General features: G+C 67.2%; 20 protein-coding genes. 10 read left to right on the top strand and 10 right to left on the bottom strand.

From position 1 onward, the window contains the following. The first annotated feature begins 4 nt into the window (after positions 1-4). Positions 5-646 carry an HAD family hydrolase gene (locus HDA44_RS04220; protein ID WP_337905624.1) on the top strand — a complete coding sequence of 214 codons (642 nt, stop codon included), beginning with the start codon at positions 5-7 and terminating at the stop codon, positions 644-646. A 23-nt stretch (positions 647-669) separates the two neighbouring features. On the opposite strand, the gene HDA44_RS04215 is transcribed toward HDA44_RS04220, so the two are convergent. Continuing rightward, complete coding sequence (locus HDA44_RS04215; RefSeq protein WP_184831491.1) at positions 670-1,323, bottom strand: GAP family protein; 654 nt, start codon at positions 1,321-1,323, stop codon at positions 670-672. A gap of 77 nt (positions 1,324-1,400) precedes the next feature. Here HDA44_RS04215 and HDA44_RS04210 point away from each other — a divergent pair, with 77 nt between their 5' ends. Continuing rightward, the gene (locus HDA44_RS04210) at positions 1,401-2,042 is read left to right on the top strand and encodes a TetR family transcriptional regulator C-terminal domain-containing protein (RefSeq protein ID WP_184831489.1); all 642 of its coding nucleotides are present in this window, start codon (positions 1,401-1,403) and stop codon (positions 2,040-2,042) included. Positions 2,043-2,119: 77 nt separating this feature from the next. Here HDA44_RS04210 and HDA44_RS37870 read toward each other — a convergent pair whose 3' ends face one another. The 6 genes from HDA44_RS37870 to HDA44_RS04180 are packed head-to-tail and all read right to left on the bottom strand — an operon-like array spanning position 2,120 to position 8,022. Next, on the bottom strand, positions 2,120-2,542 hold the full coding sequence (locus HDA44_RS37870; RefSeq protein ID WP_337905623.1) for a PASTA domain-containing protein: 423 nt from the start codon (positions 2,540-2,542) through the stop codon (positions 2,120-2,122). Between the two features lie 18 nt (positions 2,543-2,560). Continuing rightward, a complete protein-coding gene (locus HDA44_RS04200; RefSeq protein ID WP_184831487.1) occupies positions 2,561-3,532 on the bottom strand; it encodes an ABC transporter ATP-binding protein in 972 nt (323 codons plus the stop codon). Continuing rightward, entirely contained in the window at positions 3,529-4,509 is a 981-nt protein-coding gene (locus HDA44_RS04195; protein WP_184831485.1) for an ABC transporter ATP-binding protein, read from the bottom strand. Before HDA44_RS04195 ends, HDA44_RS04200 begins: the two co-directional genes overlap by 4 nt. Further along, entirely contained in the window at positions 4,506-5,426 is a 921-nt protein-coding gene (locus HDA44_RS04190) for an ABC transporter permease (RefSeq protein ID WP_202887164.1), read from the bottom strand. Before HDA44_RS04190 ends, HDA44_RS04195 begins: the two co-directional genes overlap by 4 nt. Next, the gene (locus tag HDA44_RS04185; RefSeq protein WP_184831483.1) at positions 5,423-6,427 is read right to left on the bottom strand and encodes an ABC transporter permease; all 1,005 of its coding nucleotides are present in this window, start codon (positions 6,425-6,427) and stop codon (positions 5,423-5,425) included. The genes HDA44_RS04190 and HDA44_RS04185 overlap by 4 nt, the downstream gene beginning before the upstream one ends. After that, positions 6,424-8,022, bottom strand: a complete 1,599-nt coding sequence (locus HDA44_RS04180; RefSeq protein WP_184831481.1) for an ABC transporter substrate-binding protein — start codon at positions 8,020-8,022, stop codon at positions 6,424-6,426. Before HDA44_RS04180 ends, HDA44_RS04185 begins: the two co-directional genes overlap by 4 nt. Before the next feature lie 229 nt (positions 8,023-8,251). Here HDA44_RS04180 and HDA44_RS04175 point away from each other — a divergent pair, with 229 nt between their 5' ends. Beyond that, positions 8,252-9,244 (top strand): LacI family DNA-binding transcriptional regulator, encoded by a 993-nt coding sequence (locus HDA44_RS04175; protein WP_184831479.1) that lies wholly within the window; start codon positions 8,252-8,254, stop codon positions 9,242-9,244. A gap of 84 nt (positions 9,245-9,328) precedes the next feature. Then, positions 9,329-10,231: a 1-aminocyclopropane-1-carboxylate deaminase/D-cysteine desulfhydrase gene (locus HDA44_RS04170; RefSeq protein ID WP_337905622.1), complete on the top strand. Its 903-nt coding sequence runs from the start codon at positions 9,329-9,331 to the stop codon at positions 10,229-10,231. 440 nt (positions 10,232-10,671) lie between these two features. Here the strand turns inward: HDA44_RS04170 and HDA44_RS04165 are convergent, their stop codons facing one another. Together HDA44_RS04165 and HDA44_RS04160 are read right to left on the bottom strand one after the other, a co-directional pair. Further along, positions 10,672-11,949: an alpha-amylase family protein gene (locus HDA44_RS04165; RefSeq protein ID WP_184831475.1), complete on the bottom strand. Its 1,278-nt coding sequence runs from the start codon at positions 11,947-11,949 to the stop codon at positions 10,672-10,674. Positions 11,950-11,998: 49 nt separating this feature from the next. Then, positions 11,999-13,240, bottom strand: a complete 1,242-nt coding sequence (locus HDA44_RS04160) for a twin-arginine translocation signal domain-containing protein (RefSeq protein WP_184831473.1) — start codon at positions 13,238-13,240, stop codon at positions 11,999-12,001. 93 nt (positions 13,241-13,333) lie between these two features. On the opposite strand from HDA44_RS04160, the gene HDA44_RS04155 reads away from it, so the two are divergent. Beyond that, a complete protein-coding gene (locus tag HDA44_RS04155; RefSeq protein ID WP_184831471.1) occupies positions 13,334-13,999 on the top strand; it encodes an SGNH/GDSL hydrolase family protein in 666 nt (221 codons plus the stop codon). A 9-nt stretch (positions 14,000-14,008) separates the two neighbouring features. Continuing rightward, a complete protein-coding gene (locus tag HDA44_RS04150; protein ID WP_184831469.1) occupies positions 14,009-15,349 on the top strand; it encodes a Gfo/Idh/MocA family protein in 1,341 nt (446 codons plus the stop codon). A gap of 79 nt (positions 15,350-15,428) precedes the next feature. Here HDA44_RS04150 and HDA44_RS04145 read toward each other — a convergent pair whose 3' ends face one another. Next, complete coding sequence (locus tag HDA44_RS04145; RefSeq protein ID WP_184831467.1) at positions 15,429-16,208, bottom strand: 6-phosphogluconolactonase; 780 nt, start codon at positions 16,206-16,208, stop codon at positions 15,429-15,431. 135 nt (positions 16,209-16,343) lie between these two features. Between HDA44_RS04145 and HDA44_RS04140 the strand changes: the two genes are divergently transcribed. From HDA44_RS04140 to HDA44_RS04125, 4 genes are all read left to right on the top strand, one after another. Continuing rightward, positions 16,344-17,498, top strand: coding sequence for an N-acetylglucosamine-6-phosphate deacetylase (locus tag HDA44_RS04140; protein ID WP_184831465.1), 1,155 nt, complete (start codon positions 16,344-16,346; stop codon positions 17,496-17,498). A 119-nt stretch (positions 17,499-17,617) separates the two neighbouring features. Then, positions 17,618-18,916: an ABC transporter ATP-binding protein gene (locus HDA44_RS04135; protein WP_184831463.1), complete on the top strand. Its 1,299-nt coding sequence runs from the start codon at positions 17,618-17,620 to the stop codon at positions 18,914-18,916. A gap of 257 nt (positions 18,917-19,173) precedes the next feature. Next, positions 19,174-20,412: a DegT/DnrJ/EryC1/StrS family aminotransferase gene (locus tag HDA44_RS04130; RefSeq protein ID WP_184831461.1), complete on the top strand. Its 1,239-nt coding sequence runs from the start codon at positions 19,174-19,176 to the stop codon at positions 20,410-20,412. Then, positions 20,409-21,164: an SDR family NAD(P)-dependent oxidoreductase gene (locus HDA44_RS04125; protein ID WP_184831460.1), complete on the top strand. Its 756-nt coding sequence runs from the start codon at positions 20,409-20,411 to the stop codon at positions 21,162-21,164. The genes HDA44_RS04130 and HDA44_RS04125 overlap by 4 nt, the downstream gene beginning before the upstream one ends. Positions 21,165-21,175 lie beyond the last annotated feature (11 nt).

The following is a 21,175-nucleotide window of genomic DNA, read 5'->3' as shown; positions in this document are numbered from 1 at the left end:
TCCGGTGAAGGCTACGCATGTGGTGTGGGACTGGAACGGCACACTGCTCAATGACAATCACGCCGTCCTGGCCGCCGTCAACGGAGTTTGTGCCGGGTTCGGTCGCGCTGACCTGAGCTGGAGCGAGTGGCAGGAGGCGTACGCGCGCCCGATGCGGGTGTCGTACGAGCAGATCCTGCAGCGCCAACTGGACGAGCAGGAGTGGGCTGCGGTCGACAAGCTGTACCACGACCGCTACGACGAGCTCCTGCACACCTGCGAGCTCGCGACCGGCGCCCACGACGTACTACGTGAGTGGAACGCCAGCGGACGGACCCAGTCCCTGCTGTCGATGTGGTTCCACGCACGCCTGACACCGACGGTCGACCAGTACGGCCTGACGTCGTACTTCACCCGCGTGGACGGCCTCGCCGGCGACGTAGGCGGCGGCTCCAAGGCCGACAGCCTGGTACGCCACCTGGCGGCCCAGCAACTCGACCCGACCGAGGTAGTACTGATCGGCGACGTAGTAGACGACGCCCAAGCCGCCCAGTCCGCCGGCACCCAGTGCATCCTCGTCGCCACCGGCGCCATGACCCGCACCTCCTTGGAAGCCACCGGCGCCCCCGTCACCACCTCAATAGCCGAGGCCCTACGCCTCCTCTGACCGACCACCCGCCGACCCGGCAATCAGTCGAGCAGGTGGGCCACGGCATCGCGCAGCACCAGGAATCCGGCGATGCCGACAAGCCAGGGCAACCACGCCCGCGAACCGGTCGCGAGCTTCGCGCTCCGCTGTTCGAGCCTGCCCCGCACGGTGTCACCCGCCAGCCGCCAGCCGGCGAAGATCAGTAGCCCAGGCGCGATCATGATGGCGACGTACCCGGCCAGCACCGGCACCCACTGCCCGATCGGGACGTCCGCCGACAGCATCATCGCGACCGCGCCGAAGAACGGCAGCGCGGTACCGAACTCGACCACCCAGGTCCCGAGGCCGAGCACCACCATCCGCCGCCGGCCGAGCGGCCGCGAATCCACGCCGCGATCGGGTTTTCGTTCCGTCGGAACCCACCAGCTGCCGACGAGCAGCGCGGCACCGAGGACAGCCTGCCCCCACCGGATCGTCGTCTCGCCGACCGCGTCGAACCAGGTCGACAGCCCGAACATCAGACCGGCGCCGAGCAGGAAATAGGCGACGGCGACCGTGCCGAGGTACGTCGTCAACAGCCCGAACGCACCACTCCGGCGCCGGAGCAGGACGTACATCGTCGTCGCCGCGACCGCCGGACTGAGCATGTCGAGCACCGCGAGTCCGGCCACCGCCGCGATCATCTCGAGCGACACCCCGAGCTCCCCCTCCACCTTTTGATAACACATCCGTCTTGCCAACGATGCTAACACGGGCGTGTTAGCATCTTGCCGTGCCTCGTCTGGTCGATCACGAACAGCGCCGCCGGGAGATCGCCGACGCCGGCCTCCGGGTGATCCTCGAGCGCGGCCTGGACGGCGTCACGGTCCGCGGGATCGCCGCGATCACCGGCAAGTCGACCGGCTCCCTGCGGCACTACTTCGCCAGCCAGGACGCACTGCGCGAGTTCGTCGTCCAGGCGGCGACCGACACCTTGCGCGACCGGGTGTACCCCCGGGTCGCCCGGCCGCGACGCGGCGCCTCGCTGGCCGGACGGGTCGTGTCGATCCTGGAAGAGTTCCTCCCGATCGACGCGACGCGACGCGAGGAGTACGCGATCTGGTCGGCCGTCGTCGCCTGGGAACGCGAATCGCCGACGCCGGGATCGACCACCTGGCGAGAACAGCGAGCCCTCTACCGGCAGTGCGCCGCGGCGCTGCTCGGCTACGAACCCGAGCGCGGCCTGACCGAGGCGACGTTCCGGGAGCACGACGATCCCGAGGTGGAACGCTGGGCGGCCCTGCTGCACACCTTCGTCGACGGCCTCGCGGCGCAGCTGGTCCACACTCCGCGCGAGGTTACGGCAGCCGACGCCCGGCGCCTACTCAAAGACTTCGTGACCGTCTGCCGGACTGATGTGCCGAAGGACGGGTAGTGTCCGGGCGCTTGAGCGTGACGCCGTGCACGGGTAGGGCGTGTCCGCCGCCCACTACCCGTCCTTCGGTACGTCGGCTACTCGCCGATCTTCTTGGAGCGCAGGACAATTTTCGTGTCGGCGGCTGCTTTGGTGCCGCCGGCGGGTGATTGGGAGACGACTACCCAGTTGCGGTCGTTGATCAGCAGGCGGCCCTGGCCGGTGGCGTCCTGTTCGGTCAGGTAGTAGAAGCCGGCCGCTTGCATGGTGTCCTGGGCCAGCTGGTGGTTCAGCCCGACCACATTCGGTACGACGCCCGCCTGCACGGAGGGACGCGCAGCTGACGGTGGGACAGCCGACGGCTGGGTGGTGGTGCTCTGAGGCGCGGTAACCGTCGCGGTTGCGGTGACCGTTGCTGTTGCTGTTGCTGTTGGCTGGGTGGTGGGGGTGGCTGTGCCGCAGGCGGACAGCAACAGCAGCGGGGCCGTGGTGAGGATGATGACGATCGATGCCCGGGTCACCTACTACAAATACCCCAACTACTCCTCGTGTAACCAGCAGCGCGACCAGTGACCGTCGGCGAACGTGGTGGTTGGTGGTGGTTTCTCGGCGCAGATCGGCATCGCATGTGGGCAGCGGGCCGCGAACGGGCAGCCGGCCAGCTCCTGCTCCCGGTCGGCCGACTCGTTCGAGGCATCGGCCATTGGCAGCGTACGCCGGGGACTGCCGCGATCCGGGTCCGGCGACGACTCGAGCAGCAGCTGGGTGTACGGATGGCGCGGCCGCTGCGTCACCTCCTCGGCCGGACCGCCCTCGACCATGCGAGCCGCGTAGATCACGTTGATCTCATCCGCGAAGTACCGTGCACTGGCGATGTCGTGAGTGATGTACAGCATCGCCAGACCGTCCCGCGCGCACAGGTCCGCGAACAGGCGCAGTACGTCGAGCCGGATCGACACGTCCAGCATCGACACCGGCTCGTCGCCGATCAGTACCACCGGGTCCGCCGCCAGCGCCCGTGCGATCGCTACTCGTTGCCGTTGGCCACCAGACAGCTCGTGCGAGTACTTGTCGATGTACTGCTCCCCCGGTGTCAGATTCACCCGTTCGAGCAGTTCGATGACCTTGGCGGTCAAGTCACCGTCAGCAGTGCCGAAGTTCCGCAACGGACGGCTGAGGATGTACCGGACCCGATGCAACTGGTTCAGCGACGCGAAGGGGTCCTGCATGATCAACTGCACTTGCCCGAAGTGCGCCTGGCGGTCCGTACGCCGCTTGTAGCTGACGTCCTTCCCGGCCAACCGGATCGTTCCGCCGGACGGCTCGTCGCCGAGGGTCAGGATCCGCGCCAGCGTGCTCTTCCCCGAACCGCTCTCGCCGACCAGCGCGACCACCTTGCCGGACTCGAGCGTCATCGACGCGGAGTCGACCGCGGTGAACCATTGGCCGTGCTGACGCCCGTGCAGCGCCATCCGCTTGGTGACCTCGACGGCTTCCAGCAATACGGTCATCGAGCCACCTCCTGACGGTCGAGCAGCAGGCACGCTGCCTGCGTGCGGTCGCGTTCGATCAGCAACGGCAAGGACTCCCGGCAGTCGTCGACGCGATGTGGGCACCGAGGTTCGAACGCGCAACCGGTCGGCAACCGGCGCAGATCCGGCGGCGTACCGCCGATCCCGCGCAACTCCCGCCGTGGGCCGTGCAATGACGGGAACGAGTCCCGCAATCCCTGTGTGTACGGGTGTTTCGGATCACGGTAGATGTTCTCGGCGGACGCGATCTCGACCGCGCGACCGGCGTACATCACCATGATCCGGTCAGCCAGCTCGACCAGCAGGGACAGGTCGTGCGTGACGAACAGGACCGAGAAGCCGAAGGTTGCCTGCAGTTCCTTCAGATTGTCGAGAATCTGGCGCTGCATCACCACATCGACCGCGGTCGTCGGCTCGTCCATCACCACCAGGTCCGGCCGGCAGGCCAGCGACAGCGCGATCGCCGCCCGCTGGCGCATTCCGCCGGACAGTTCGTGCGGATAGCCGCGTACGCGGTCGCGCGGAATGCCGACGAGTTCGAGCAACTCCGCCGCCCGGTCCCACGCCTCGGATCGTTTCACCGCCCGGTGCGCGCGGATCGCGTCCGCGAACTGCGTACCGACCCGCATCACCGGGTTCAGCGAGCTCATCGCGCTCTGGAACACCACCGCGACCCGCTCCCAGCGCAGCTCCCGCAGCCGGCGCGGCGTACAGCCGACGAGCTCGACCGGCTCGCCTTCCGGCGGGCGGTACGTCACCGTACCGCCGGCGATCCGGGCCGGTGGTCGCTGCAGGCGGGTGATCGCGGTCATCAACGTGGTCTTCCCGCTGCCACTCTCGCCGAGTACGCCGAAGATCTCGCCGCGTCCGACGTCGAACGACACCTGGTCGACCGCGCGTACGGGCTGATCCGTGCCGTACTCGACGATCAGGTCACGTACTTCGAGCAACGTCATGCCGCCACCTCCGTACGATTGACCTTCCGCCGTTTCGGGCCTCGTTTCGGGCGTCCGCCGGTGCGGAGCGTACGGCGCCGCGGGTCGGACAGCTCGTCGATGCCGAAGTTCACCAACCCGGCCGCCGTACCGACCAGGGCGATGCCGAGGCCCGGCGGCAGGAACCACCACCAGGCGCCGCTCTGCAACGCGCCCTGCGACTGCGCCCAGTAGAGCATCGTGCCCCAGCTGACCGTGTTCGTGTTGCCGGCGCCGATGAAGTCCAGCCCGGCCTCCGCCGCGATCGAGCCGACCACCGCGAACAGGAACGTCGACGCGATCACCGGCGCGAGGTGCGGTACGACCTCCATGAACAGCACCCGCGACTGCTTGTCCCCGCTGTACCGCGCGGCCGCCACGAAGTCACGGTTGCGCAGCGACAACGTCTGCGCCCGCTTGACCCGCGCGCCGCCGGCCCAACTGGTCAGACCGATGATCAACGCGACCGCCGCCCAGCCGCCCCGACCTCGGGTGTAGCTCGCGATCAGGAGCAGCAGCGGAAGTCCCGGGATGACCAGAAAGATGTTCACGAACCCGGTCAGCGCAGCGCCCACTTTTCCGGTGTGATAGCCGCTGACCAGCCCGAACACGACCGCGAGGAAGGTCGAGATCGTCCCGCCGACCAGTCCGACGAAGACCGACACCCGCGTACCGGTGATGAACTGCGCGAACACGTCCACTCCGGACGAGGTCGTACCGAGCCAGTGCTCCCCGGACGGCCCGGCCAGCGGCGGGCCGGCGTGCAGCTTGGTGGGCGACTGGCCGAGCAAGGAACCTACGACCACTGGTCCGACCAGTGCGACAAGTAGCATCAGTACCAGGACCGTCAGCCCGACCGTCACCTTCCGGTCGCCGCCCGCCCAAAGTCGTCTGATCACGACGCCTCCCGGGTCCGCGGGTCGATCAGCACGTAGAGCGAGTCGACCACGAAGTTCGCCGCCAGTACGGTCAGCGAGATGATCAGGAACAGGCCCTGCATCAACGGGTAGTCCACGTTCACGATCGCCTGGTTCAGCAGGCTGCCGAGACCGGGATAGTTGAACACCATCTCGGTCAGCAGCGACCCGCCGACCACCATCCCGATCGAGACCGCGAACCCGCTGATGCTGGGCAGGACGGCGTTCCGCGCCGCGTACGAGAACACGACCCGATGCCCGGGCAGACCCTTCGCCTGCGCGAGCAGGACGTAGTCCTCGTTCACCACCGACGCCATCATGTTGCGCATGTGGATCATCCACCCGCTCACCGACGTCAGCACGATCGTTGCGGCCGGCAACATCGCGTGCCGGACCGCGCTGTTCAGGAACTCCGGCGTGAATCCGGGGACCAGACCGAGATCGGCGCCACCGGAAAGCGGGAACCAGCCGAGTGTGAACGAGAACACGTACGCCAGGATCAGCGCCACCCAGAAGTACGGCACCGAATGCAGGAAGATCGACACCAGGCTGCCGACCGAGTCGACCGCTCGGCCCGGCCGCCAGCCGGCCACGACGCCCAGGCTGGTACCGATCACGAACGCGATCACGGTCGCGCTGCCGACCAGCAGCAACGTCCACAGGAACCCGGACTTCACCACCGACGAGACCGTCGCCGGGTAGAACGAGATCGACCGCCCGAAGTCCACGTGGATGATGCCGTTCAGATAACTCACGTACTCGTGCCACCAGGACTGCCCGCGAGCACCGCCGAACAGCCGGTGCACCAGCTCCTCCTGCTGCTCGGACACCGGCCCGAGCTCGGACATCTTGAACAGGATCGCCGACGCCGGATCGCCCGGCATCAACCGTGGCAGGACGAAGTTGATCGTGACGGCGGACCAGGCGGCGATCAGGTAGAACCCGATCCGCTGTACGAACGGCGCGCCCCGGAGACGTCTCATGCCGGCTTGAGGGACAGGAACAGCTTGGCCGCGAAGACACCGCTGATCGCACCGGGGTCCGGCGTCGTGTACGGGTCGTCGGCGCTCGGCCAACCGGTCCAGTGCTCGGTGTTGTACATGTACGGCGTGCCCTTCACCGCCACCGGAATCACCGGCAGCTGGGTCAGCATGATCTGCTGCAACGGCTTGGACGCGGCGAGCTGAGCGTCCGGCGCGGCCTGGGCGAGAGCGCCGAGCGCGGACTCGGTCGCCGGGTCGTCCCAACCGACCACGTTCGTCTTCGACTTCTTCGACAGCATCTTGTTGTAGAACGTGTACGGGTTCGTGCCGAAGGTGAAGGCATCGCCGTAGATCGCGTCGAAGTCCCGCTTGTCCTCGTCCCCGGTGTACGCGGCCGACGGTACGCCGTTCACCGCCGCGTCGATGCCGAGCGCGGCGAGCTGACCGGCCAGCTCCTGCGTGTACGCCATCCCGTCCGCGAACGAGCTGACGGTCAGGATCCGAAGCTTCAACTGCTTGCCGTCGGCACCGATCAGCTTGCCGCCCTGTTGTTTGTACCCGGCCTGCGCCAGCTCGGCCAGCGCGGCCGCCTGGTCCGGCTTCACCGGATCACGATCGGCCGGCGCGATCCACGACGACCACGTCCCCTGGTACAAACCGGTCGGGCCAACCGGCTGGTACACACCTGGGTTGTAGGCGTCCGTGACCGCCTGCCGGTCGATCGCCAGCGCGATGCCCTTGCGGACATGCACGTTGTCGAACGGCTTGCGCTTCAGGTTCAGCATCAACGGCTTCATGCTGGCGTAGATCGGCCAGAGATGGTTCTGCGCCGGGCTCCGCTGCACGAACTGGTTCTTCACATCCGGGATTCCCGCGTACGCGAGATCGATCTCGTGCCGGACCAGCTGCTGGGTCAGCAGGTTCGTACTGCTGGTGGTGACGTACGTGATCTGCGGGACCGGGACCTGCTGCTTCCAGTAGTCCGCGCGCGCCTTGAACGTCGCCTGCTGACCGGTGACCTGCCCGAGTGAGTACGGCCCGCTGCCCATCGGCTGCACGTTCGTGTCGGTGTCGGGGTCCTTGCCGGCCCAGATCTTCTTCGGCACGATCACCGTCCGGCCAAGGTCCTGGATCGCCGCGTACGCCGGTTTGGTGAAGGTGACGTGTACGCCGTCGGCGGTCCTGGTGACCTTGTCCACCGGTAGCGCGAGCAGCTCGTGCTGCTTCAGGTAGCCGAACGTGAAGATCACGTCGTCAGCGGTCAGCGCGCTTCCGTCGGCCCATTTCGCCCGGTTGTCCAGAGCAAGATCGATCGCCTTGCCGCCCGTTCCCCAGGTGTATTTCGTCACCAGGCTCGGCATGAACTCGCCGGTGTGCGCGGTGTTGAAGTCGAACAGCTGCTCGTAGATCAGGCCGATGGTGCCGCGGAGCGCGTTCACCGAGAACGGGTTGAAGTTCGGTTGCAGGGTCGGCTGCGAGTACGCGGCGACCGTCAGCGGCTGGGTGTTCGCGGCGCGGGTGTCGCCGGCGCCACCCGAACAGGCCGTCAACCCGGACAGCAGCACCAGACCGGTCAGGGCAGCTGTCAGTTTCACTCTGCGGCGGGTGGGATTGGGGCGCACGGGATCTCCCTTCGGTCCCGCGGGCCGGAGCGGCCCCCGGGGGGGTGATGAGCGGGGTGAGATGAGACTGCCAACGTTTGCAGCAAGAGTCAACGGTTTGCAGTCGAAACCGATAGAAGTGGGTACGATCAGGGTCAGCAACAGCGGCAATCGTTTGCGCTACGATGCCAAGATCCATCCGTACCCGACTTGGGGAGCTGCATTGGCTGTCACGCTGGCCGAGGTGGCCGCGGCCTGCAACGTGTCGACCTCGACCGTGTCCCGGGCCCTCACCGACCCGGAGAAGGTGAACGCCGAGACCCGGACCCGGATCGAACGCGTCGCCCGGCAACTCGGGTACGCCCCGAGCCGCGCCGGCCGGTCGCTGGTGTCCGGCCGGACCGACACCGTCGGCCTGGTCGTACCGGACATCGCGAACCCGTTCTTCCCGCCGATCATCAAGTCCGTGCAGGCCCGCGCCCGCGACAAGCGGTACGCGGTGCTGATCGCCGACACCGACGAACACGTCGCCGACGAACTCGAACTCGCCCGCGGCCTCAGCCGCCAGGTCGACGGCCTCATCCTGGCCTCACCGCGAACCGCCCCCGCCGACCTGACCCGGCTCGCCCAGCAGCTCCCGGTGGTCTTCGTGAACCGCGAGGTCGAAGGCGCCGGCAGCGTCGTGATCGACGAGAACGAAGGCATGCAAGAGGCAGTCGAACATCTGATCTCGCTCGGCCACCGCCGGATCACCTACCTGTCCGGCCCGCGCCGCTCCTGGTCCAACCAGCAACGCCGCGATGCCCTGGCCGCCGCCTGCGCCGCCAACGACGTCGAGCTACGCGAGCTGGGCCCCTTCGAGCCACAGATCCAGGCCGGCATGCGCGCCGCCGACCTGCTCCAGTCCTCCGAGGTAGCCGCCGCGATCGCGTACGACGACCTGATCGCCCTCGGCGTGATGTCCCGCCTGACCGAACGCGGCATGCAGGTAGGCAACGAAATCAGCGTCATCGGCATCGACGACAGCCCCCTCTCCACCGTCACCCACCCCATGCTCACCTCCATCCACGTCCCCGCCGCCGAACTCGGCTCCGCCGCCGTAGACCTCCTCCTCGACCACCTCCGCGACCCCGACCTGACCCCCCAAACCGTAAAACTGGAAACCCGCCTGGTAATCCGAGGCTCAACCGGCGTAGCCCCCACCAACCTCCACTGAAGACAAAAGAAACAGCCGGGCCAACGCATGGCCAGGCCGGCGCGCACCAAAAGACCCGGTAGCTTGGTGTGCGATCGTGGGGTGGTGGAGGAACTTCGGGTACTGGCTCCCCGGTTGCCGTCGCCGGTTTCGGAGCTGGTTGACGATCGTCTGACCGGTGCGGGTGTACGTGTCGTGCTGAAGCGTGACGATCTCATCCATCCGGAGATCCCGGGCAACAAATGGCGGAAGCTGAAGTACAACGTGTCCGCGGCGCGCGACCAGGGCTTCCGCACTCTGCTGACGTTCGGTGGCGCGTACTCGAACCACATTCGGGCAACCGCCGCAGCCGGATATTACGGCGACTTCGACACGATCGGCGTGATACGTGGCGAAGAGCACCTGCCGTTGAATCCATCACTCGCGTACGCCGAAGCGCGCGGCATGCGACTCACCTACCTCGACCGAACCACCTACCGGGCCAAGACAACGGAACCGGTGATCAGTGACCTGCACCAGGAATTCGGCGACTTCTGTCTACTGCCTGAAGGAGGCAGCAACAAGAAGGCCGTCGTGGGATGCGCGGAGCTCACAGCCGAGCTGACGGAGCCATTCGACGCACTGTTCTGTGCGGTTGGTACCGGCGGGACGTTGGCGGGCATTGCCGCGGGGCTGGCCGAGGACCAGATGGTCATCGGTGTTCCGGTCCTGAAGGGCGCTACGTCGTTGGAGGATGAGATCGTCCAACTGCAGCGGTCCGCGTACGGCGGCCGGGCGGGCAACTGGCGACTCGAAAGTGACTATCACTTCGGTGGGTACGCGAAACGAACAGCTGAACTCGACGCATTCATCGAAGAGTTCGAGGAGCGGCACGGCGTACTGCTTGACTGGGTCTACGAAGCAAAGATGATGTACGCGCTGTTCGACCTTGTACGCGGCGGAGCTTTCGCCGCGGGCACGGCAATCGTCGCCCTGATCAGCGGCTCCGGCACGGTCCCCGAGGTGTGAGCTCAGTCGCCGAGCCAATCGAGCTTCCAATCACCTGTGTTCACCTCGAACTGTTTTCCGAAACCGAGCCATCGACCGGCCATTGAGCGCCCGTGTGGACTGACCACGAGTTGGACAGCTCCGTGGTACATCGCTCCGCGGTAGTAGCCGACCGGCGACGTGCGCTCGATCCACGTTCCGGTGGAAATCGCTCCTCTGACTGACAACTCCAGCGCGAGCCTGGACGGCTGGTCGCCAGGAGCGTTGACACCAGCACATTCTGGATGGTGTGCGCCGGATTCTTGATGAGCGCCGCACACGCGAGGCAACCATCCGGGCAGTCCGGCGGCTGCTGAAACCACCACCGGCACCACAACCACGTCAACGTATCAACGCAGGCTGGCCGGTCCTCCGAGTCTCCGGCTCGAACCACGACGCAGACCCGGAGGACAGCGCTCGAGTTAGTTCTTCTTGAGTACCAGGCCGGTGTTGGCGGGGATGGTTATGTTGCCGGTGTATTGGGTGCCGTGTAGGTCTGTCCAGGTGCCTGCGGGGAGGGATAGTTGGGCGGGGTGGGTTGAGGTGGGGTTTACGACTGCCAGGCCGTCTCGGTACAGGCGGGTCCAGAGGGTGGGGCCTCGGTGTACGGGTGGGGTGATGGCGGGGCCTAGGTCTGCTGTCATTTCTGGGATTTCGTTGAAGGCGGCGTAGTCCTTGCGGCCGGTGCTTTCCAGCATCGTTGGGGATTCGCGGTAGAGGAAATAGTTGGCTACTACCCATTGGCGCTGCGCGGGGGTGGACTCGTACCAGTAGTCGGTGGGGAGCTTGTTGAGGATCACGGCCGGCTTGCAGCGGTGGCGGCGGAGTAGGTCGAACATGAGTTGCCACTCGTCGTCGGTGACGTTCTCGACCCGGTGCACGGTGAAGCCCTGTTCGTTCAGCCAGATGTCGGAGATGTCGATCATCTCGTCGAGCGCGGCGATGTACTCGGGCGACTTGTCCTGGAACTCGTCGTGCAGGCTGCCGTTGAAGGTCAGGTTGAACGCGACCGCCACCCCGCGCGAATGCAGGTAGTCACGCAGGAACCGCAGCCAATCGAGCACGTCGCCGACCCACGCCGGGTCCTTCGGATCGGTGCCGAACTGCTGTACCCACGCGCCGTTCGCGTCGTAGTGCCCGCTGACCTTGAAATCGTTGCGTACGCCAATGTTGTCGACGGCAATCACCTTGAAGCCGGCCGCGATCGCCGGGTCGAGCAGGTTCGTGATGTACCACTGCCGGACCGCCGGGTTGCTGATGTCGATCGGCGTGTACACCTGGTTGTTGAACTCCCAGGCCGGCGTCGTCCGATCGGCGGTGTACTCGATCCAGTCCGGGTGATTGGTCTTGAACCACTCGGGCGTGAACTGACGCGCGGGTGCGTTCCGGAACGCGGTGACGTACGAGCTGGCCAGTACGCCGTCGGGTTGCGCCGCTTTCAAAGCACCCCAGACGAAACCGACTCGGCCGGCGTACACCGACGGGTCGGGGACCTGCCGGTCGAACACCTGCGCCTGCAGTACGCCGTGGTCGCTGGTGACCGGCAACGGGACACCAGTCTGCGGCGGCTGGCAGGTACCGCCGGCCTGATTCGGTACGGGCTCGGCCGCCTGTGCGGCAGGTGTCAACAATCCGGGTGTCAACAATCCAAGACCGGCTGTGAGAACCAGCGCGGCCGAGGACAATCGGCGGAGTCTCATGCACATTCCTCTCGTGAATGGTCGTGTCGCGGGCCGTGCCGCGCACGCGTCAGTTCGCCAGCACGCTGCCCGAGTTGGGCGGCATCGACAGCTGCCCGGAGACGGTCGCGCCGTGCAGGTCGGTGAAGGTCCCGGCGGGCAGCGTGACCACGGCGGTCGCCGAGGCGGACTTGTTCACCAACGTCATCCCGCGCTGGTACCGCCGGGTGTACGCGCCGGACGGGTCCAGCACCGGAGCGGCGGACGGGGCGCCGATGTTGGTGTGCAATTGTTGACAATCGACAAAGACGTGGTATTCGCCGACGCCGCAGATTGTCAACATGCTCTTCTGCTCGCGATACAGCAGATAGTTCGCGACCGCCCAGTCGATCTGTGCCTGGGTGGCGGTCGCGAGGGTGTCTTCGGTGGTCTGGTTGATCGCCAGGTGCAGTGTCTGGCCGGCGATCTGCCGGGTGAAGCTGAACTTCGCGTCCCACGCCGCGTCGTTGTAGTTCCCGGGCCGATGCACGGTGAAGCCCTGCTCGTCGACGTACACGTCGACCAAACTCACCGCCTGCAGCATGTCGGCGAGCTGGACCGAGGCGTTCCAGGTGATGTTCGCGGCCATCCCGATCCCGGCGGCGTGCAACCGCTGGGACAAGTACGACATCCAATCAAGTACCGCGGTCGACCACGCGGAGTCGACCCGGCCGGCGGTACCACCGATGTACTGCTGGACCCACCGCGAGCCCTGGTAGTGCCCGGCGTTCCCGTAACCGTTGAACGTACCAATGTTGTCAAAGGCAATGATTGGGTACCCGGCGTCGATCTTCGGCTGGACGAACGAGTTCCAGTAGAACGTGCGTACGTCCGGATTCTGGAAGTCGATCGGGACGTAGGTCTGGTTGTTGAACTCCCACGCCACCGCCGACCGGTCCGGGGTGTCGGCCGTGTACGCGATCCAGTCCGGGTGATTGGTCTCGTACCAGGCGAGCGTGTGGGTCTTGTCGAAATCACGGAAGGCCGGCATGTACGCCGACGGGACCGCGCCGGCCGGTTGCGCCAGACTCGACGCGCCCCAGACGAAGGACACCAGCCCGGCGTACACGGAGCGGTCCGGGATGGCGTTGTCGAACACCTGGCCGCGAGCGATCCCAGCGGCAGGCGGGTTCGGCAAAGTCAGAGCAGCAAGGGCAGTGCGGTCGATCGTTGACGGCAAGGCGTACGCCTCAGCTGTCGTACCTGCGGCCAGCACGGCAGCGGCCGTACCGGCGAGCAAACTGCGGCGAGTGATTCCGGATTGATCAGTCACGGGCGGACTCCTCTGCGACGGAGGCGGTGCGCTGGACGATACGGACTGCAAACGTTTGTCGCAATAGCAGAGAATGTTGCTATCGTGTCGGCCATGGCGAACACGACCGGGAGTACGGCCGTAGCGGCCGCCGTGCAGTCCGAAGAGCCGATCCGCTGGGCGACGATCGGCGACAGCATCGCGCAGGGCGCGCACTGGACCGGCGCCGAGCGCGACTACGTCCAACTGCTGGAGGAACGGGTCCGGTACGAGCTGACCCGCACCACCGATTCGTTCGTCCGCTGGGCCGTCTCCGGCGCCACCACCGCGGACACCCTCAACAGACTGCCGGCCGCCCTCGCCCAGTCCCCCAACCTGGTCCTGATCGGCGTCGGCACCAACGACGCGAAAGCCGGCCCGGACGGCCTCGATAAGTTCGCCGATCAGTACGACACCCTGCTGAGCACGCTCCAAGACACCGGCGCAACAGTCGTAGCGCAGACACCGACCGCCGTACTGAGAACCAGTCGTTACAACTTGGGCGACCACCTCCCCGCGTACGCCGAAACCATCCGAACCGTCGCCTCCCGACGCGACGTACTGCTCGTCGACCACTTCGCGCACTGGACCACGGCCGGCAACGGCTGGGCGCCGGCCGAGTGGATGGCCGACCCGACCCACCCGAGCGGTCGCGGCCATCGGGTGATCGCAAAGACCCTGTTCGAGACTCTGGACCTGTTCGCCGCCGGCAGTGCGTGCTGCCGGCTGCTCGAAAACTGAGGAGACCCGATGTCCCCGATCCGCCGGTATGCCGTGTGCGGCCTGTCCAATCGCGGCCTGGCCAGCTTCGTCCTCCCGATCCTCGGCCTGACCGACCGCACCGCCGACCGCACCGCCGACGGCGGCTTCGACTACGGCAGCGACGACGACCTCTCCGCGTACGCCGACGTGGTCGCGATCGTCGACGCCGACGCGGACCGGGTCGCGGAGTTCAACCAGTCCCTGGAACGGCTCGGCCGCGCGCCGATCCCGTACTTCGACGTCGCCCAGTACGACGACATGCTCGCCGAGCTCACCCCGGACGCGGTCATCGTCACCTCACCCGACCACACGCATGAGAGTTACATCCTCGGCGCGCTCGCCCGCGACGTGGACGTCATCACCGAGAAGCCGATGGTCACCACCGCCGCGGCCGCGGCCGCCGTCCTCGCCGCCGAACGCACCTCGGCCGGCACCGTCCGCGTCACCCACAACCTCCGGTACGCGGCCGCGCACCGCGAGGTGAAGCGGCTGATCCAGGCCGGCACGATCGGCCGGATCACGCGCGTGGTGATGGATTACCACGTCGACCTCCGGCACGGCGCCAGCTACTTCCTCCGCTGGAATCGCCGCCGCGAGCTCTCCGGTGGACTTCAGGTGCACAAGTCGTCGCACCACTTCGATCTGCTCAACTGGTGGATCGGCGAGGCGCCCGAGGAGATCTTCGGGTACGGCAGCCTGAACTACTACGGTCCCGACGGTCCACACCGGCCGGCCGGCGAGCTGCCCGTCGCCGAACAGCGCGCCAAGGACCCGTACTACCTTGCCCAGCAAGGCTCCGGCACCTTCCCGGACGATGATGCGCGGACAGGATTGTTCGGGCTGCACTACTCGAACCAGTACCCGCGACCGCTCTACATCTACGACGACGAGATCGACATCGAAGACACGTACTGCGCGGTCGTACGCTATCCCGGCGGGGCAGCGTTGACGTACTCGATCGACTTCTCCAGTACGTGGGAGGGTTTCCGGCTGAGCATCGCCGGTACGCACGGGTCGATCGACCTGCTGCACGGGCGTACCGTCGACGGAACCGCGTTGCCGGAGTCGGACCGGATCACGGTCGCCGAGCTGTTCGGCCCGACCCGAGTCATCGAGGTCCACGCCGAGGTAGGCGGCCACGGCGGCGCCGATCCGCTGATGCGCCGGGACCTGTTCACCACGCCGACCGCGGAATCCACCGCCCTCGGCCTGATGGCGACCAGCACCGAAGCCGCGTACGCCGTCACCATGGGCGACGCCCTGATCCAATCCTTCACCACCCACCACCCCATCAACCTGCCCGCGCTCCTGGCACAACCCTCCAGCTGAGGGGATATCCCTTCAAACGCAGGGTTGCCCCCTCGAAATCCGAGGGGGCAACCCTGCATTTCAGGGGGCAAGCCCAGCGTCAGGCGGGGGTCGGGAGGAGATCTTGGGAGGTGGCGGCGGAGGGGGCGTCGAGGTAGAGGATGGCGTGTGGGGTTCGGCGGAGGATCGTGGACGGGCAGGCGGGGCTGATCGGCAGTGTCAGCGTGTTGCGTACGGCGGCGGCCTTGCGTTCTTCCGGGGCGACGACCTGGACCGTACGAGCGCTGAGCAACGCCGGGATGGTCAGCGAGATCGCGGTCGGTGGCACCGAGGCGATGTCCGGGAAGTGGCCCTCGCCGACCTGCTGGTGCAGGGACTCGGGCGTGAGCGTGATCGGGCGTACCCAGCGCGGGTCCGCGAAATCCGCCTGATCCGGCTCGTTGAACGCGAGGTGCCCGTTCTCGCCGATGCCCATGCAGGTCAGATCGATCGGTGCCGAGCGGAGCAGCGCCTCGTACCGGAGGCACTCCGCCTCGACGTCCGTTGCCTCGCCGTCGATGTACTCGACCCGCGCCGGGCCGAACGGTTCGGCGATCCGCTCCCGGATCCAGCGCCGGAACGACGCCGGATGGTCCGCGTCGATGCCGACGTACTCGTCCATGTGGAAGACGGTGATCCGGGACCACGGCACCTCGTACCCGGCGAGGGCGGTGACGAAGGCGAGCTGCGAGTTGCCGGTCGCGATCACGACGCGGGCGGCGCCGCGCTCGGCGACCGCGCGGGTGAGTACGTCGGCGGTGTGCGCGGCGGCGGCCGCGGCCATGTCCGCGGTGGCGGCGTGGACCTCGAGCCGCAGGTCCTCGATCTTGGTGTCGGGCACGGTGCACTCCTCGGGACGGGACTGAACAGGAACGGATAGACTACAAACGTTTGCAGCAAACTAGCAGGTATTGCCGTCAGTCCCAAGATGCAGTTGGGTTGAGCCTGCATCGGACCGTTCGAGAAGGGCGCTGGGATGAGTGAGGTTCTGGAGGGCCGGACAGCCGCGGGGCGGGGCGTACGGGTCCGGTACTCGGCCGATGGGATCGAGGAAATCAGCGAGCTTTCGTCGGCTCCCGACCTGTTGCTGATCCCCGGTCTGATCGATCTCCAGCTGAACGGGTACGGCGGGCTGGACGTGAACGATCCGGACCGTCCGGCCGGTGAGCTGTCCGAGCTGATCCGGGTGTTGTGGCGGCAGGGTGTGACCACGGTCTTCCCGACGATCATCTCTGCCGACGACGCGACTACTACTGCCCTGATCACGCGGGCGGCCGCTGCTCGCGTGGCCGATCCGGACGTCGCGTACGGAGCGCCCGGTCTACACCTCGAAGGTCCGTACATTTCATCCGCCGAAGGTGCCCGCGGCGCGCACGACCCGGCCGTCATCCGCGACCCCGACCTGGCCGAGTTCACCCGCTGGCAAGCAGCCGCCGAAGGCGCGATCTCCATCATCACCCTCGCCCCCGAACGCCAGGGCGCCATCGAATTCACCCAGCACCTCACCAGCCCACCCGGTGGCGGGCGGGGGTTGGTGGTTTCGGTGGGGCATTCGTTGGCTTCGGGGGTGGAGGTTCGGGCGTTTGCGGCGGCGGGTGGGCGGTTGTGTACTCATCTGGGGAACGGACTGCCCGCGCGGATCGATCGGCATCGGAATCCGATTTGGCCGCAGCTCGTCGAGGACGGGTTGACCGCGGGGCTGATTGCCGACGGCCACCACCTGCCGGCTGACACTTTCGCGGCGCTGGTCCGCGCGAAGGGCGCCGGGCGCTGCGTACTCACCAGTGACGCGGCTGCCCTGGCCGGATGCGCGCCGGGCGACTACAAGACCGCGGTCGGCGGCGCGGTGACCGTCACCCCGGACGGCGGCCTCCGCCTCCAAGGCACTCCGTATCTGGCCGGCAGCGGCGCGTCGCTCCTGGACTGCCTGCGCTGGGCAACCGGCCCGGGCGGCCTCCCGCTCGAAACCGCCCTCTCGATGGCCACCACGATCCCGGCCGATCTGCTCGGCCTCACCGACCGCGGTCGCCTGGAAGTCGGCGCCCGCGCCGACCTCGTACTCCTCAGCCCCGCCCTCGACAAGGTCGTAAGCACCGTCGTCAACGGCAACCGAAAACTGACCGAACCCTGAGACAGCTACCCCTTGTTTGCCGTCAGCAACCGTCACGAGATCGTCCCCGCCGACTGTCCAGCAGACTCGTTACGGTCGGGTCCTTGCCGCTGAGACCGCTCTTCCGATAAGAAACCTTCATGACGGCGATTCGGCTCGACGGGGTATCCAAGGTGTTCGAGGGCGAACACCTGGCCGTCGACGACCTTTCGCTGGACATCGCGGACGGCGAGTTCCTGGTTCTGCTCGGCCCGTCGGGCTGCGGGAAGACGACCTTGCTGCGGATGATCGCGGGTCTGGAACGGGTGACCGCCGGCGACGTCTGGTTCGGCCGTACGAACGGCACCCAGCTCGCGCCCCGGGACCGCGGCGTGGCGATGGTGTTCCAGACCGGCGCGCTGTACCCGAACCGGACGGTCCAGGAGAACATCATGTTCCCGCTCCAGATCGCCGGGCAGGACGATGCGGCGGCCGGCGAGACCGCGGCGGGCCTGGCCGACATCCTGAGCATCGGCTCGGTGCTGGACCGGATGCCGCGTACCTTGTCCGGCGGTCAGCGGCAGCGGGTCGCGATCGGCCGGGCACTGGTCCGCCGGCCCGACGTCTTCCTGCTCGACGAACCACTGTCGAACCTGGACGCCACCATGCGTACGGAACTCCGCCAGGAGATCGGCGCGATGACGCGGGACCTGAACGTGACCACGATCTACGTCACCCACGACCAGGTCGAGGCGCTCACGCTGGCCGATCGGATCGCGGTGATGCGGGACGGCCGGATCGAGGACGTCGGCACGCCGACCCAGGTGTACAACGATCCCGCGACCGCGTTCGTGGCCGGGTTCCTGGGTACGCCGCGGATCAACCTGATGGCGGCGACGGTGCAGGTCACCGCGCATCACCGGGTCGCGCTGGATTTCGGTACGCAGTCGATCGCGCTTCCGCCGACCGATCGGCGATCGCTGATCCTGCGTCATCATGACGGCGCGCGGGTGATCGTCGGCGCCCGGTCGAGCGCGTTCTCGCTGGTCAAGGACGATGATCCGGCGAATCAGCTGACCGGTACGCTGCGTGCTTTCGAGTTCCACGGTCAGCAGTCGATCGCGTTCGTCCAGTGCGGGATCGAGATCGTCGATCCGGACAAGGTGGGCCGGGTCGTCCCGGCGCATGCGCAGCAGGCCGCGGATTCGGTCTGGTCAGGTCCGGGGGCGCGCGACCGGACGGCGTCGTTCGTCGCCAAACTCCGCGCCCGGTTCCGGCCGCCCACTCCCCCGCCGGCCGAGCCGCTCAGCCCGCCGTCGCACCGCCGCGCCGACCTGGTCCTCGAACTCCCCGCCGACGCCGACCTCCCGCGCGGCACCCGGGTACACCTGGCCCTTGACACCACCCAGATCCACATCTTCGACCACACCGGCCACCGCGTGGACCGCATCAACCGCTGACCGCCCACCCCAAGACCATTTCAGGGGCTAAGCGCATTTCAGGGGTTAACCCCTGAAATGCACCCTTCACCCCCGGCATGCGGGAGGTGGAGGGGCCAGCTGAGGGGTTAACCCCTGAAACGACGCCGGCTCCCGCGCGCCGATGCCGTCCCGTGCTGTTCCGTGCCGTTCCGTGCCGTGTGCTCCTTCTCTTGTGTCAGCTGTTCTTGAACCTTACAGTAGCTGCCATCTTGAACGTTCGAGAAGAAGGAATACCCATGACCCAGTACGTGGTTCCGTACGCCGGCGTGTCCAACCCGCTTGGCGCCGACGAGATCAACGCGGTCACCGACGCGCTCACCCGTGACACCCTCGCGATGGGCCCGCTCGGCCGCGAGTTCGAGCGCCGGTTCGCGGACCTGCTCGGCGCCCGGCACGCCCAGGCGACCAGTTCCTGCACGACCGCGCTCTTCCTCGCCGCGCAGGTACTCGAGCTCGGCCCGGGCGACGAGGTGATCACCACTCCGCAAACGTTCTGGGTCACCACCTGGCCGCTGCAGGCGCGCGGCTGCACGATCCGGTTCGCCGACATCGACCCCGACAGCCTCAACCTCGACCCGGACTCGGTCGAAGCCCTGGTCACCCCGCGGACGAAGTCGATCTGGGTGGTTCATCACGGTGGTCGCGCGGTAGACCTGGACCCGATCATGGCGATCGCCACCAAGTACGGCCTGTCGGTGGTCGAGGACTGCGCGCACGCGCCCGGTGCCACGTACAAGGGCCGTCGCGTCGGCACGATCGGCGACATCGGCTGCTTCAGCTTCCATTCGCTGAAGAACATGACGACCGGCGAGGGCGGCGCGTTCGTCACGAACGACGACGCGTACGCGGAGAAGGCCCGTGAACTCGGCACGATCCACACCTGGGGAGCACTGGTCGAGCGCGACTCCGACCGGATCGGCCCGTACCGGCAGCCGGCGTACTACCGCGACCCGCACGTTCGCTCCGCCTTCAGCAAGAGCTACCGCGACGACAGGTACCTGATCGGCAACAACTACCGGATGAGCGAGATCTCCGCCGCGCTCGGCCTGGCGCAGCTGGCGAAACTGGATCAGCTGAACGCCCGCCGGCAGGAGATCGCGCGACGCCTCGACGACGGCCTGACCGGCGTACCCGGAATCACCTTGCAACGCGCCCGGCCGGAGGCGCCGAGCGTCTACCACCTGTACACGATCTTCTACGACGCGGCTGTCGTCGGCGCGCCGAAGGACGACTTCATCAAGCTGCTCGAACAGGTCGAGGGAATCGAGATCGTGCTCCGCTACTTCCCGATCCACCTGCTGCCCGAGTTCCGCGCGCTCGGCCACCGGTTCGGCGAGTGCCCGGTCGCGGAGAAGGTGTACTTCGAACAGCAGATCCAGCTACCGATCTACACCCACCTGACCGAGGATCAGATCAACCACCTGATCACCGGCGTCCGCCGTACCGCCGACACGCTGTCCGGCAAGAAGCCATGACCGCCCACCCACGTGGAAGAACCGTTGCGCTGGTCACCGGCGGATCGCGCGGCCTCGGCGCGGCCATTTCGCAGGCGCTCGCCCGCGACGGCATCAGCGTCGCGATCAACTTCAACTCCAGTCGCGCCGCCGCGAAGGAGGTTCGCGCCCGCATCACCGAAGCCGGTGGCGTCGCCGAGATCTTCCAGGCCGACGTGACCAGGCCCGACGAGGTCGCCGACCTGCACACGCAGATCGTCGCCACCCTCGGCTCGATCGACGTACTCGTGCTGAACGCGACCGGCCCGCAACCCGATGTCGAACTGGAGGATCTGACCTGGGGCCTGATGCTCGACCAACTCGACTATTTCGTCCACAGCCCGTTGCTGCTGGCCCAGGCGACCGTCCCGGCGATGTGCAGGCAGGGGTTCGGCCGGATCATCTCGATCGGCTCCGAAGCGTTCGAGCTGGGTACGCCGTGCAGCAGCGCGTACGTCGCCGCGAAGGGCGCGCAACTCGGACTGACCCGTTCCTGGGCGCGTGAACTCGGTCCGGCCGGAATCACCGTCAACCTCGTCGCCCCCGGCTTCATCCCGACCGAGCGACATGCGGCGGTCCCTCAGCACGACAAGGACGCGTACGGCGCCGGGGTTCCGCTGTATCGCCTCGGCACGCCGGATGACGTGGCGTCCACGGTGGCATTCCTGGCATCGCCCCACGCCGGTTTCATCACCGGCCAACGCATCGCGGTCAACGGCGGCCACACGCTATGACGCCGGTCGTT

Origin of the sequence: Kribbella solani (assembly GCF_014205295.1) — a bacterium.
In the GTDB taxonomy this organism is placed as follows: Bacteria; Actinomycetota; Actinomycetes; order Propionibacteriales; family Kribbellaceae; genus Kribbella; species Kribbella solani.
This window is presented reverse-complemented; position numbering and strand designations above follow the sequence as displayed.

Coding starts and splice junctions, on each gene's coding strand:
- HDA44_RS04200 (WP_184831487.1), bottom strand. CDS start 3,532: ATGACCGTATTGCTGGAAGCCGTCGAGGTCACCAAGCGGATGGCGCTG.
- HDA44_RS04195 (WP_184831485.1), bottom strand. CDS start 4,509: ATGACGTTGCTCGAAGTACGTGACCTGATCGTCGAGTACGGCACGGAT.
- HDA44_RS04185 (WP_184831483.1), bottom strand. CDS start 6,427: ATGAGACGTCTCCGGGGCGCGCCGTTCGTACAGCGGATCGGGTTCTAC.
- HDA44_RS04165 (WP_184831475.1), bottom strand. CDS start 11,949: ATGAGACTCCGCCGATTGTCCTCGGCCGCGCTGGTTCTCACAGCCGGT.
- HDA44_RS04155 (WP_184831471.1), top strand. CDS start 13,334: ATGGCGAACACGACCGGGAGTACGGCCGTAGCGGCCGCCGTGCAGTCC.
- HDA44_RS04150 (WP_184831469.1), top strand. CDS start 14,009: ATGTCCCCGATCCGCCGGTATGCCGTGTGCGGCCTGTCCAATCGCGGC.
- HDA44_RS04140 (WP_184831465.1), top strand. CDS start 16,344: ATGAGTGAGGTTCTGGAGGGCCGGACAGCCGCGGGGCGGGGCGTACGG.
- HDA44_RS04135 (WP_184831463.1), top strand. CDS start 17,618: ATGACGGCGATTCGGCTCGACGGGGTATCCAAGGTGTTCGAGGGCGAA.
- HDA44_RS04130 (WP_184831461.1), top strand. CDS start 19,174: ATGACCCAGTACGTGGTTCCGTACGCCGGCGTGTCCAACCCGCTTGGC.
- HDA44_RS04125 (WP_184831460.1), top strand. CDS start 20,409: ATGACCGCCCACCCACGTGGAAGAACCGTTGCGCTGGTCACCGGCGGA.